At 60.7% G+C, this 13,342-nt stretch carries 13 protein-coding genes; 10 read left to right on the top strand and 3 right to left on the bottom strand.

The window, feature by feature from the left end:
• Positions 1–155: 155 nt before the first annotated feature.
• Positions 156–1,412 carry an RNA-guided endonuclease TnpB family protein gene (locus C5C07_RS12955; protein WP_049967536.1) on the top strand — a complete coding sequence of 419 codons (1,257 nt, stop codon included), beginning with the start codon at positions 156–158 and terminating at the stop codon, positions 1,410–1,412.
• A 16-nt stretch (positions 1,413–1,428) separates the two neighbouring features.
• Here C5C07_RS12955 and C5C07_RS21885 read toward each other — a convergent pair whose 3' ends face one another.
• Entirely contained in the window at positions 1,429–1,842 is a 414-nt protein-coding gene (locus tag C5C07_RS21885) for a hypothetical protein (protein ID WP_233510362.1), read from the bottom strand.
• Between the two features lie 72 nt (positions 1,843–1,914).
• Positions 1,915–2,103 carry a hypothetical protein gene (locus C5C07_RS12945; protein WP_004975784.1) on the bottom strand — a complete coding sequence of 63 codons (189 nt, stop codon included), beginning with the start codon at positions 2,101–2,103 and terminating at the stop codon, positions 1,915–1,917.
• Positions 2,104–2,429: 326 nt separating this feature from the next.
• On the opposite strand from C5C07_RS12945, the gene C5C07_RS12940 reads away from it, so the two are divergent.
• The 6 genes from C5C07_RS12940 (at position 2,430) to C5C07_RS12910 (ending at position 9,022) form a co-directional block, all read left to right on the top strand.
• Complete coding sequence (locus C5C07_RS12940) at positions 2,430–3,020, top strand: hypothetical protein (RefSeq protein WP_004975782.1); 591 nt, start codon at positions 2,430–2,432, stop codon at positions 3,018–3,020.
• Positions 3,021–3,067: 47 nt separating this feature from the next.
• Positions 3,068–3,907: a DUF4870 domain-containing protein gene (locus C5C07_RS12935; protein ID WP_115805216.1), complete on the top strand. Its 840-nt coding sequence runs from the start codon at positions 3,068–3,070 to the stop codon at positions 3,905–3,907.
• A gap of 392 nt (positions 3,908–4,299) precedes the next feature.
• A complete protein-coding gene (locus C5C07_RS22160; RefSeq protein ID WP_115805214.1) occupies positions 4,300–6,678 on the top strand; it encodes a PKD domain-containing protein in 2,379 nt (792 codons plus the stop codon).
• Positions 6,679–7,403: 725 nt separating this feature from the next.
• Positions 7,404–7,634 carry an AbrB/MazE/SpoVT family DNA-binding domain-containing protein gene (locus tag C5C07_RS12920; protein WP_050459453.1) on the top strand — a complete coding sequence of 77 codons (231 nt, stop codon included), beginning with the start codon at positions 7,404–7,406 and terminating at the stop codon, positions 7,632–7,634.
• Positions 7,635–8,009, top strand: a complete 375-nt coding sequence (locus tag C5C07_RS12915) for a PIN domain-containing protein (RefSeq protein WP_050459454.1) — start codon at positions 7,635–7,637, stop codon at positions 8,007–8,009. It abuts the gene before it with no gap.
• 320 nt (positions 8,010–8,329) lie between these two features.
• Positions 8,330–9,022 carry a heme-binding protein gene (locus C5C07_RS12910; protein ID WP_115805213.1) on the top strand — a complete coding sequence of 231 codons (693 nt, stop codon included), beginning with the start codon at positions 8,330–8,332 and terminating at the stop codon, positions 9,020–9,022.
• Positions 9,023–9,123: 101 nt separating this feature from the next.
• Here C5C07_RS12910 and C5C07_RS12905 read toward each other — a convergent pair whose 3' ends face one another.
• Complete coding sequence (locus tag C5C07_RS12905; RefSeq protein WP_233510360.1) at positions 9,124–10,902, bottom strand: choice-of-anchor I family protein; 1,779 nt, start codon at positions 10,900–10,902, stop codon at positions 9,124–9,126.
• 970 nt (positions 10,903–11,872) lie between these two features.
• On the opposite strand from C5C07_RS12905, the gene C5C07_RS21305 reads away from it, so the two are divergent.
• The 3 genes from C5C07_RS21305 to C5C07_RS12895 all read left to right on the top strand — a co-directional run bounded on the left by C5C07_RS21305 (position 11,873) and on the right by C5C07_RS12895 (position 13,329).
• Positions 11,873–12,013, top strand: a complete 141-nt coding sequence (locus tag C5C07_RS21305; RefSeq protein ID WP_158546582.1) for a hypothetical protein — start codon at positions 11,873–11,875, stop codon at positions 12,011–12,013.
• A gap of 59 nt (positions 12,014–12,072) precedes the next feature.
• Positions 12,073–12,453 (top strand): hypothetical protein, encoded by a 381-nt coding sequence (locus C5C07_RS12900; protein WP_004975773.1) that lies wholly within the window; start codon positions 12,073–12,075, stop codon positions 12,451–12,453.
• Positions 12,454–12,540: 87 nt separating this feature from the next.
• Positions 12,541–13,329: a winged helix-turn-helix domain-containing protein gene (locus tag C5C07_RS12895; protein WP_231608272.1), complete on the top strand. Its 789-nt coding sequence runs from the start codon at positions 12,541–12,543 to the stop codon at positions 13,327–13,329.
• Positions 13,330–13,342: the final 13 nt, after the last annotated feature.

Genomic DNA, 13,342 nt, shown 5'->3' with positions numbered 1-13,342 from the left:
AGGTTCAGCATTTTCGAGGTGGAGCCTCCGGCCTCAAAGAGCGAACGGAGTGAGTGAGTAGGCCGGAGAGGAAACCGGTATGGTGCGACACAACCGGCATACTGCGACGACCTGACTCCCAAGCGTTTAAGAACCATCAGCAACACATCTGAAACATGGAGGTCCGGCGGACCGCACCCGTCAAACTCGTCGTTCCCGACGAGCGACGCGAGGATCTCCACGAATCCGCCCGGCAGTTCCTTCACTGTGCCAACCGTGCTGCTGAGTTCTGTTGGTCCGACCGCTCCTACACCGAGTGCGTCACGGTCAACACGACTACACGGGACGCGCTCTACGACGAACTCCGTGTGGAAACTAATCTCACCGCAAACCTCGTTCAGGAAGCCATCCGACGCGGCGTTGAAGCCGTCAAAGGATGTGTCGAACGGTGGAAAAACGGGAAGCGAGTGAGTCAACCGGAGTTCACATCGTGGAGTATGCTCTACGACAAGCGGAGCGCTACGTTCTACCGGAACAAAGTCTCGCTATCGACTGTCAACGGCCGTGTTGAGTGTGAGTTTGAACTTCCCTCGGATAGCCCCACACCGTACGAACAGTACGTGCTGTCAGAGGAGTTTGAGTTCCGAGCGAGCACGCTTCAGTACGACGCAGTAGACGACGAGTTCTACTTCCATATCACCACCCGAAAGTACGACTCCGAAAGAGACGGCGAGCCGTCTGAGGTTTCGGCAGATACTGAGCACCAAACAGTCCTCGGTATCGACCTCGGCGTCAGCAGTCTTGCCGTCTCCTCGACGGGACGCTTCTGGCAGGGAGACGACTACGACCACTGGTGCCGCGAGTTCGAGAAACGACGAGGTGAGATGCAACAACGCGGCACGCAAGCCGCACACAACGCCTTGTTGCGCCTCGGAAAGCGAGAGGAAGCATGGCGGAAACAGTACATACACACCGTCGCTAATGAGATAATTACGGAGGCCGTCGAACACGATTGCGACGTGATCGTGTTCGAAGAGTTGACCGACATTCGAGAGCGGCTTCCACAGGCAAAGTGGCACCACATCTGGGCGTTCCGACGTCTGTACGAGTACGTCTCGTACAAGGCCCCGGAACGCGGTGTTTCGGTGGAGCAGGTCGGGCCGAACCACACGTCCCAACGCTGTTCTCGGACGGACTGTGGGTTCACGCACGAGGACAACCGCCACGGAGAGTATTTTGAATGCCTGAAGTGCGGGTACGAAGTGAACGCCGACTACAATGCAGCGAAGAACATCGGCGTGAGGTACGTTCGGAAGGAGACGCACAAACTCCGTTCCTCGCCCAAGTCGGGGAGCGGAGACGCACCAGTAGACGTGCGTTTGAATGGTGGGATGTTGAACGGTGAGAGTCACCAGCCTCTTGCTGGCGACTGATCGCCGGGAGTCCACATCAAAGCCCTACCCTCAAGGACCGAGGCGCGGAGCGCCGAGGGAGTAGGGTGGGGTAGTTTACGCAGGAGACTAATTGTCCGGTCGCGAGAACTGCCGGTAGATGTCCACTTTCGACGTGCCGTCGTCGCAGCAGGATCCTGATCGAATCGGAGAGCTTTGCGACGTCATCGCAAAACAGCGTCGTCGTCACGTCCTGTACTTTCTCCGTGACGCGGACGAAGCGACTGTGAGTGTGGAACGACTCGTCCAGCATCTCGTCGGGCGAGAACGAGAGCGAGCGGACGACGATAACGCACGAGTCGAACAGCGTCTGTACCACGTTTCGCTGCCGAAACTCGTCAACGCGGGCGTTATCGAACACGACCGACGGAGTGGCTGTGTCCGGTATCGGCCATCCCCACAGCTCGAACAACTACTGGAGCAGGTTTCGGAACTCGAAGAACGCAGCTAGTGGCACTCCAGCACACCCGAGAACGCCGCCACCTCACTCGTTGGACTGCCGACGGAGTTCGTTGATCAACGTCGGGAGGACGATACCCACACCGAACAGCGCGACGAGTTCCACAAGCCAGTTCCCCAGATACTGCTGTGCTAGGTACCAGGCGGTGAGCCCGAGGAACATGAACACGAGCGTCGTTTTCGTCTCGGCACTCAGGAGTCGGTCACGAGTCATACTGGGTGGTTCCGGGTAGCGCTCCGATGTAAAGTCGACCCAAGGTCCTTCCCGTGAGGACTACGACGCCTCAGGAGTCGCGTCGTCCACGTCGGAGTCCGCATCGACACTAGAGAGCGCGTGATGTTCTTCGACAACGACAGACACAGAGTCGAGTGAACGACGGTACCGATTGCCACAGTAGTATCGAACTATCGAACTATCGGTGTCCACCCGGAACACCGTTCTCACAGCGATGACGGGCCGTTTCACGGCCGTGAAACGGCGGTTCGCGGGGTCGAAAAATCCGTCTCGATTTAATAATCCCCGTCGACAACGGTGGAACCGTGTCCACGCTCCCGTCATGGATCGATGAACGAATCGATCGGAACCTCGACAACACGCTCACACAAGAGCACGTCGTTGAGACGATGATCGAGTCCGATCGACCGTTCTTCTCTCTCCGGCAACTGCACGCGCGAATCAAACCCGAAGTGAGCAGGGCGACAGTTCGAAATCGGTTACAGGAGTTACAAGCAATCGACGTCGTGGCCACAGAGACGTATCCCGACTCGATCACCCTGTACTACATTAACCATCCAGAGTCGGACTGGCCCCTCTCGCCCGAGGGAAAACGCGCGCTGAACGCAGATACCCCGCTTGACCGGCTCTCCACGCGAGGATTCCTCACGCTATCGGACACGGCAGGAATCCGCACGCTCGTACTCGCCGGGCTTCAGTTGAGTTTAGTGCTGTTCGCTCTCGGCGGTGTTCTCACGATCGTCGGCGCTGATGTACGCAGCACGCAGAGCGATATCGTGCTGTGGGACACCGCAGTTGATCTGCTCGTGACCAGCCTGGCGTTGCTCGTCGTCGAGCGACTCGTTCGCTGGGTTCGCGACCGCTACGGCCCGCTGAACCTCCTCTCATCGACATAGCACCACCCAACAGCACCTCATCACCCACCACAACCCTCCACAGCCCAATGACATCGACATCCACGCCCGCCGCACCCGGTCCCGAACTGCTCAACGAACGATCGATCGGCGGCATTCTCGTCCACCTGCTGTCGATCCCAACCGGCGTCGTCGGCGCCGGACTGGTGTATCTTGTCGCGACCAACGAGTTCACGAAACGAAACGCCCGCAACGCTCTCGACTGGCATTTCACCGTGCTGGCACTGACAGTGCTGACGTTCGGTTCCATATTCGTCTACGCCGAACTCACCGAACAGGGCATCACCAACGTCGTTACGCTTTCCGCACCCATCGCCGCTGGGGTCGGTCTCGTCATCTCGGCGTTGCTCCTCGTCTGGATGATCGTCACGACCTGTACGTTCTTGTTCGGATTCATCGCAACCGGCAAGGCAGTATTCGGGGACGCGTGGCGGTATCCGCTGACGCCGGCGCTCGTCGAACGGTTCGGCTCACAGGTCGAAGTCCCCGGCGGATGGCCAGGTGTTATCGTCGGCTACGTGGTCATCGCGCCGCTCGTCATCGGAACTGTATTTCTCGGACCACACGAGGGAGCGGCCGTCCTCGCAACTGTGTTCGGCATGTTCGGCCTTATCATGGTACTCGTTCCGCTGACCGGCGTTGCGATGTATCTTCACGTGAAACGCACGAGCGCCGCGGGTACGAACTGGAAGCCGCATCTCGTCGCGTACATTGGAGCGCCCGTTCTCGTCGCTGTCCTCGCATACGCTCTCTCGGGGACGTTCACCGACTCAATCAACCCCGGGGGCGACGCGATGTATGTCTTCCTCGCAGCGTTCTGGGTTGCCTCACTGACGTACGTGTTGCGGTGGAGAACGACGTTGCGCTGATAGAGAATGCGAACAGTTCGCGCAACTCAGCCCTGAATTTCGAGTGCTGGCACCAACGACATCCGAAAACTGAGTTACCACGATGGCGAAGGCGGAGCCGTAGAGAAGACACGGAACGATGAGACAACCGGTGAGCGCCTTGGTTCGCTCCATTTCGAATACTATATCTGACACGAAGTACACCCGTCGAAGATATCCTCCCTCAGTGAATTGAGCGAATCGCCGCTCCCGAGTCTGTGCTACGCCATTATTACCAAATTTATATCATTTTGATCGGTTCGACAGGACACACTTCAAACGGATCTAGGGCCGGTGAGAACGTGGTGCTGGCCGGTTCTCCCATAGAACTATACCGTGAATAGTTCAAGTAATCATACTGTTCAAATATAATTATGAAACGCGTACATCACACCACACTCACACTGTTGTCTATTGGGATGCTTGTCATCGCTGCCGGACCAGCGGCCGTCGCGGCGATACCTGCGCCCCCTCCCGACGATCATCACGTCTCGTCAGAGGTAAGACCGTCTGTGGACACGGGTGAAGCGGTTTCGTCGCCGACCCAAGTCGAATTCGAGACCCGAGGATCGGGGGTCGTACACGAACTGGTCGTCGTCGATCGGATTGACCGCGACGGCGACGGCTATGCCTCAGGATTGCAGTTCAAGATCGTCAGTGACACGCGCCCGAAAGATCCGAAAGAAAATAGCCAAGTCGGCCGGTCGACAGCAAAGTTGTTCTCTGTTCTCATGCGTGGGCCGATAAAGAAACTACACAATTTCTTCACCAAGAAAGCGTCAGACGAGTTCTTTACCCCCGGACAGGTGATGACTGCAGGCACCGCAGATGGACCCCGTGATCTTGGGACGTACCGGCCTATCGGACCGGATCGATACTTCGGGCCAAGCAACGAGACCGATGAGACCCCACTGTACGTCGGGACCGCACGCGAGGGGGCGGTGTGGGCACATGATAGTCATGCAGTCGAGATGTCGCGATTCCTCGGGCCAGCAACCGAGCGAACGACCATCGAACGGATAACGCTCGACGCCTGCTGGGACCCCGAAGCGAGAGGGTCGCTGACCGGCAAGGACTTCGACGCCTGTCTCCGTCCGACGGACATTCCAGATGAGGGGTTCGCTGCGATCTTCGACTCGCTCTACGGGACCCCACCATTCATTTTCGTTCCCGACGAGCCACTGAAGATCGAGTCTCCGGAACAGGACCGGTCCGAAAACATAACCATCACGTCGAACGTCGACGGGGCGGTCGTCACGATCGACAGAGAACGCGTCGGGACAACGCCGTGGACCGGTGCGGTCCCGACCGACATTGGCAAAGATGGCCCAGTTCGCGTTACCGTGGCCGACCGAGGGTATCTCCCGGAGACGCGCCGCATGGGAGCGCCACACGATATCGATGCGCGACTGACGAAGATCAAACAGCCGATAACGGTCCGCACTGCGACGCCGGGTGCGACCGTCTTCGTCGACGGTGAGGTCGTCGGCGTGACGCCGTGGAGTGGAGAGCGATGGGTTGAGGGCTCCTACGAGGTGTTCGTCAGCGCCGACGGCAAGGCCCCACGTCAGTTCACAGGCGTCACGGCCGGCGACACGATCTCAACCGAACTTGCAAATACGAGTCTCATAACCGACATCACAGAGCCATCGTTTGACAACACATCGCTCAACGGGTCGACAGACGCGTCAACGACTGAGATATCGGATGACACCGATTCTGAGTCGAACCTGGTGCTTACGAACACAGACCTGGCCACCGCGGCACTCGAAGATGATCTGCGCACCATCCCAGACGTTCAGTTGGTCGCGTCGCGATTCGAAGCGAGCGAGACGACCGTCAATATCGGTGACCCGGTGACGCTGACCGCCGGACAGTCGTACAGCCTCGTCGGGAACGTCACTCACTACCAGTGGTCCTTCGGCGACGGCGCGACAACGAGCCAGCGCTCGACATCAACGCAGACACACACCTACGCCAGTCCGGGGACGTACACTGTTGAGCTGACGGTCAAGGACGGAAATGGGAACACCGATACAGCGACGAAGACAGTCACAGTACAGGATACGGCCCCCCACGCTGCATTCGCCCCGAGCACGTTCCAGTCGCAGGCCGGCGAGTCAGTGTCGTTCGACGCTCGCGGGTCAACTGACGCCGAAGGGCCGATCAATTCGTATCATTGGTCGTTCGGCGACGGAGCGAGTGCGAACGGGCCGACGCAAACCCACACCTACGCGAGTGGTGGGAACTACACCGTTCGACTGACGGTCACCGACAGCGGTGGGAAAACTGCCGTTCGCGAACAGACGGTCACAGTCACGACGCCAAACGCACGGCCGACAGCCGAATTCTCAGCTGACACTGGTCAAAACGGGACCGTATCGCTCGACGCGAGCGCGTCTGCCGACGACGGGACCATCACCCAGTATGTCTGGTTTATCGGGAACGAGACGGTCATAACGGGTGAGCGAGTGACCTACGACCCCGCTGAGACGGGGTCACGCGACGTCGAACTGCTCGTCGTCGACGATGCAGGTGCCACTGCGACGGCATCTGGGGCCATCGGTAACGCCGCCGACCCACCACAGACCGGGACGACGTCAACAGCGACTACGGCGGCGTCCACGGATACTGAGACGTCCCCTGCCGAACAGACGACCACGACGACTGCATCCTCGGCTGAAAGAGCGGATAACGGAGTTCTGAGTGCACTTGAGACGTTGCTGCGAGAACTCATCGATATGTTCGGGTAGCATGCCGACTCCAACGGGCGATTCGCAGCCCGAGCAACAGGCCCGTTTCGGGGGGTGGTTTTGCTCGACTAGCTCCCACACCTAAAGCCGTCCCCGGACATCCCCGTGTTCTAGTGTCGAAACTTCGGTCTTCGCTGGATGAAACTGCATTCGAGATGACTGCACAGCAACCGCTGCAAAGAATCGGAGAACAGATGAAGTCATGGGGGGCGGGGGTCTCCACATTGTGCATCGTCGTCAGTTGGTCACAGATGTTCGTTCGTCTCCCGACCCCCATCACATCATCTGTTTAGCTGCTTCTCATGGCTTCTCCCTCTGATTTTCGAGACTCACAGCCCATTCGAAGCGAAGAGTTCGTTCGTGATGTAGTCGCTGCTGAGTCTGTGGGCGTTCCGCAAGAACAGATGAAGTCGTGGGGAGAGAGCAGACCGTATTGAACGTCCACACCGAGGATTCGGAGACGCTACAGAACTCGTTCTGGCGATGTGAAGCAGTACCGTACCCCCACGACTTCATCTGTTTCAGCACGCTTCAAGCTCTAACACGCCTGGAATCGACGCCTCAGTCTCGACAGGACGGGACGGCTCTGTTGAAAGCCCCTGGGCCTGACAGAATGTGCGTGCTGCAGACAGTAGGTGAGTCCAGCAAGCGAGATTGAGTTGATTGAGTGGGTATTTAGATATATTCGGGGAAATTACTTGTACCTACCCACACGATATGAGCGTATGTCCGAAGCAACGCTGGACGGTCGTGGACGCCTGACGCTCCCGAAAGAGATTCGAGAGCGGTATGGCGAACACTACCACATCGTCCAGCTTCACGACGGTATCAAGTTGATTCCAATCGAGGATGACCCGCTCGATGCCCTCCGATCTGAGTTCGCAGACGTCGAGAAGTCGGCGGACGAACTCCGGCAGGAAGCACGGAACGCAGCATTAGACGAGGCTGGACGCTGAATGTACGCGGAGACAGACTTCCTTTTAGCACTCATCAAGGACGAAGACTGGCTTGGTGACGCCGCAGAGGAAGTATACCGCGACCACCAGGACGAACTGTGGACGTCTCAGTTCACACTCATCGAACTCCTCATGGTTGCGTATCGTGAACAACGAGATACAGAGCGAGTCGTCACAAATGCCGCTGCTCTGTTGGAAGTCCGTGGTGACGTGGACACCGTTGTCACAGCTGCGACCTACGTCGAAGACCACGGGTTCACACCGTTCGACGCGCTTCACCTCGTCGAATCAGATGGTGATACCATCGTTTCGAGCGATGAGACGTACGAATCGTTTGCTCCACGGCTCGACCTGAAGACAGTCCAAGACGAGTGAGACGATGGCTGACGAAGCGACGACAGCCACGGGCTGGATCTCGTACGTTAGCGCTCGCTCGAACGCATGCGACCCCGACGCTGTCAGTCACGTGGACTCGTGAGTAGCAACCAAAGCTCCTGAAACGACGGATACTGAGCGTCTAGCGGCCGCGAGTGGAACGATACATTCGAACCGGTATCCCACCCGCGACAACCACCTACCCCCCCACAACTTCATCTGCTATCGCCCTGCTCGACCGTGTTCACAGCCGAAGTCGACGCGAGCGGAACGCAGAGTCACACAAGTCGGCTTTTGCAGTCACGTCGCCTACACGAGACATGGATTGGAAGACGAAAGCGAAACTGGGAGTCGGCATCATCGGTGTGGGGCTGGCCGCCGCGACGGCCTGGACGGCCCTCGACCGCGTGAAAAACCGCGGGACTGAACGGGTCCCGTACAAGACGGTCGAGCGAATCGATGGCGTCGAACTCCGGCGATACCCGGAGACGATTCGCGTCCGGACCACCGCGTCCAACGGCCGAGAGGCGTTTTTCCGCCTGTTCAACTACATCGACGGCGCGAACGAAGGCGGCACGTCCGTCTCGATGACCGCCCCCGTCGAAACGGGTACGGACACGAGTGCCACCGGCGATGGGGCCACCAAGACGGGCGAGTCGATCTCGATGACCGCTCCTGTCGAGACAACCCGGGCAGACGACGCGACGATGTCGTTTTTCCTCCCTGCAACGTACACGCCGGAGACCGCACCGGAGCCAACCAACGACGACGTAGAACTCGTCGTCGACCCGCCGCGGACGCTGGCCGTCCGCCGCTTTTCGTGGTGGGCTCCGCGCATCCGTGTCTCGCTGAACGAACGCACCCTCCGGAAGACGCTGGCGCACGCCGGCATCGAACCGACGGGTGAGCCTCGCCTCTTGCGCTACGACGCACCCTTCACGCCGCCGTGGCTCCGGACGAACGAAGTGGTCGTCGAGGTGGACACGGCGAGCGTTCGGCGGGCGCTGCGGTGAGCACACGAGATGGTCTGTGAGCGGACGTTTCGTGTGCTCAGATGGCCCACCGGCGTGAATACCGGGGCGACTGTCAGCGACCCAGGGTCGACGCCGTTAACTTACGACCGCCGTCCGTTCCCACGGCCGTTCCCACGCGAGCCGACACTACACGACCCCACAGCAACGTCATCGCTCTCGTCGCTCGTCACGCGGAGTATCGCCGTCGTCCCGCTGATTTCGTGGCCGACGAAGACGAGCGGGTCGTCAACCGGGCTTTCTTCGGCGGTCGCGAAGTCCAGTCCCTCCGGGCCGAGGTCGCCGGCAGCGCCAGCGGGGGCGTCACCGTCTTCGATGGCCGCCTCGATGTCGACCGAGAAGTCCCGGTTGTTGACGTACTCGACGAACGTGGCACACTCGGGGTCGGTGATGTCGTAGACCATGACGCCGCCGATACGTTCGAGACCGATGAACGCGTAGTACCGGTCGCCGACCTGCCCGATTGTGAGCCCCTCGGGCTCGGGACCTTTGTTGTCGCTGCGGCCGTCAGGGTCGTGTTCGTTGTTGTCGTTGTTGAACTGGTCGCCGAACCGCTCGGCGGTGATGTCTTCGAAGTCGCTCCCGCTGTCGAACACCCGTTTGCCGTTCGTCGTGAAGATGCTGAACGACCGACCACCGAAGACGTACAGTTCCTCGTAGCGCCCGTCGCCGTCGACGTCGCCGAGCGTCGTCGTCACGCCTTTGGCCCCGAGGTGCTCGGGCTGCTGGAGTTCCTCGACGCTGTCGATGCCTTCGATCTCGTCGAAGTCGAACGCCTCGGGGTCGAGTCGGAGGTCCGAAACCTCCGCCTCCTCGCTGAACGAGTCGTAATCGCGGCTGTCACCCTCGTTGGCGGTCACGAGGTAGGTGTTGCCGTCGGGGTTGTACGCGCCGATCGCGTCCGGCTGGAGGATCCCGTTGATCGGCCAGTTCCGGATGTTGACCCCGCCGTCCTCGTTGCTCGCGTCGAGTTCGTTCCCGGCCAGACTGTAGTCCTTGAACCCCAGCGGCAGGAGATTCTTGATTTTCGCCGCGTCGATGTCGAGCTCCGCGATCGCGTTGTTCTCCTGCAGCGAGACCCACGCCGTCTTCGAGTCGTCGCTCACGGTCACGTACTCGGGCTCGAAGTCCTGCGATGCGCTCGCGTTCGGCCCGAAGATACGGATGCCTTGCTTTCGGAGCTGGTCTTCCTTTCCGTCGAAGGCGGTGAAGTCGGCGGTGCTGACCGTGGGTGCAGCCGCGCCGTCAGAGAGGTCCACGATGCTGACGGAACCGCGGGGGTCGTACGCGTAGTTGTCCGTCGGCTCGCCTTCGTTTGCGACGAGCACCCGCGTCCCGTCCGGGGTGAAGGTGACCTTGTCCGGCAGCGGACCGACCGGCGCGGTCCCCAGGCGTTCGAGCGTCGCGGGGTCGTAGAGCCCGACCTGCCCGGGGTCCTGGGCAATCTCTGCTTCGAGCGCGACGGCGACGACGTCGGCGGACGTCGCGACGCTGTTCGCGGAGCTCACGCCGTCGAGCTCGCTCGCGGCGTCGATCGCTCCAACCTTCTCGGGGGCAGTCGGCTCCGAGACGTCCAGCACGTCGACGCCGCCGAGATCAGCGTTGATCACGAACAGCCGCTGTGTGGGGGCGTGGTAGGCGATGATTTCGGCCCCACCCTCGTCGAAGAGCCCCGATTCGTACCGGCCGATCTGTTCCAGTGTGATGGTCTCGGTCCCCGAAAGCCCGCCCGAATCGGAGCCACTCGCCGCCTGGTCGTGACCCGCGACAGCCGTGCCTGCGAGAAGTCCGAGGACGGTTCCGCCCGTGAGACCCAAGACAGCTCGACGCCCGATATCGCTCGTCTGTTGTGATCGTTCCACAGTCGACAGCCCCCGTCGGACAGGTTAAGCACTTATAATATCTAACACGATTGCTATGTAGTGAACTGTTGACGACGAGTGTGCTGTTTACCGATGCCAAACCTACGAGACGACTCTGTTGAACTGATTCAATGTGTACAGTACGGGGGCCGCTCTTTCCACGTGTTCTCAGATGCTGTTGGAAACGCACATTCTCAGCAAGCCTTGCCACAGCCCGACGCATCCAATTCGTGTGGAGAATCTAACACGACTATGAACCGAAAGCGGACACGCCCAACGACCAGTCGTCCACGGCCGAGCCGACGCCACCGACCCGACCGCTTCGATACACCCCTGCCGAAAATCGCGGTCGATTCTACACCCCTGGCAGCGTGGGTGAACCGGGACAGACGCGCTACACCCCCGACATTCAGGGGTGTACATGGACGCCGATTCTCCGCAAGGGTGTACTCGATTCGCGTCGATTCCTGACGCGTTCGGGGTGCCATCGACGCCGGCTGTGTAGCACTCGTCGACCCACCCGATTCCGGCCTGCAGCGCCTCACACCCGCTCAGAGACGCGTTTTTCGTCCACAGTCCTCCCGTGCAAATGCTGTCTCGACGGCCGATTGTCGTCACTCAGGCAGGGTCGAAAATCGTCGATTTTCCGGTACACCCGCTCGAAAGTGGGGTGTACCGCCCGATTTCGCGAGCGGGAATCGGGACCAAATTGGCGTCTACACGCGGCCGCGACATGCGTCGACGACAGTCCACACATACTCGTTTGTGGCCGCCTGCACGCTCGTTTCGGGCCGTTCGACCTGAAATGGGGGTTCGTCGATAGGGCCCGAATCTGGCTACGATTGCCGGCCGAATTGGAGTCGACGCGACGACGGCCACAGAGGACACGTTGTTGCGGGAGAATGTACAGGTGTAGACCCATCCCAACCACGGGAGTGGGTTTTTCCGACTCGGACTGCAGACGGGAAACATGGTTCCCGTCCAGTCGATACTCAAGGGACTCATCGGCCTGCTGTGTTTGTTGTTCCTGGTCGCCGGCCCGATCCTCCTGTACATCCTGGTCCGGAGCGAGGGGCTGCTCGGAGATCCACCCGGCCGGGGACTACAGTAGTGCCCTCGACGAGACGGCGCCGAGTTATTTCACCGCCCGAACCGACACACGAGTACGGAATGGTCGACACCCACGCACTCGCCGAGACGGGCAAACGCCTTGGGACGTACGCCCTCATCGCCGTCGTCCTCGGCGCGCCCTTCGGTCCGTTTTGGTACGTCGAGTCGACGCTGGGCCGGCAGGCCTCGCTCGCACACATCGTCGGCGCGCTCGTCGCCGGGACGCTCGTCCTCCTGTGTGGGCTCGTCGTCCTCGAACGCTACGCGGGAGTCCGTGCGAAAACCCTCGCGTCGTTCGACGGGTTCTTCCTCGGCCTCAACGCGGGCGTCCTGTACGGGAAGTGGCTCGGCCTCTGGGGGAACGCGTTGGCGTTTCCCGGACTCGCCGGCGCGCTCGTGTGGTCGCTCGGTGTTCTCGAAATTCACGACCGGATTCGGTGACGCGTTCGAAAGCGAGGCCAGCGAGGGCGACAACCGCCAGCCGCTCGCTGGAGGTACACTTACAGTTCGAAGGGTCGTTCCGAGAACATGACTCCTCACGGACGGGACTCACACCAGTTGCTGGACCAAGCGCCGCTGTTGGCTGCGACCCGCGATGGGCCGCTCGACCGGTCGACGCTCCAAGACGAACTCGACATCTCTCGTGCGACGGCCTACCGGTGGACGTCCGCGCTCACGGACGAGCAGTTGCTCGAACAGACGCCCGCGGGCTACCAGACGACGGGGGCGGGATGCGCCGTCGCCGACGCCGTCTCTCGATTCGAGCGCACCATCGCGGCGGTCGACCAGTTAGAACCCCTGCTCGCTCAGATTTCGGCTCCGGAGCTCACGCGCCACGTCCACTTGTTCGCCGACGCCGACCTCCACGTCGCCACGCCACAGCACCCGAACGCGCCCATCGAACCGTGGCTCGAACACTTCACGTCGTTCGACCGCTCGCGGAGTCTGGTCGTCGCCGGGTGTCCTCCGAAGATTACGGAACAAGGCATCGAACACGCCCAAAACGACGTGGACTTCGAGGCCATCTGCACGCCGCTGGCGCTCGAAGCGGACCGAAACGCCTCGAAGAACGCGTTCGACACCATCGCGTCGGCCGACGCGCCCGACCTGTACACCCACCCCGGACTGCCGTTCACGATGGGCATCATCGACGACGTGGTCATCGTCGGCGGCTTCGACGACGAGACGTCGCTGCCCGTCGCCTCCGTCACGACCGACGACCCCGAGGCCCGCGAGTGGGCCGTCGACCTCTATCGGCGCTACAAGCGCGATGCAGTCCCCCTTGATCTCGCCGAGATGAACGCCGAAACGCGGTGACCCTCCGGTCGAC

The sequence above is a fragment of the Haloferax sp. Atlit-4N genome (genome assembly GCF_003383025.1).
Lineage (GTDB): Archaea > Halobacteriota > Halobacteria > Halobacteriales > Haloferacaceae > Haloferax > Haloferax gibbonsii.
The sequence above is the reverse complement of the archived record's forward strand: the minus strand, read 5'-3'. Positions and strand labels throughout refer to the sequence as shown.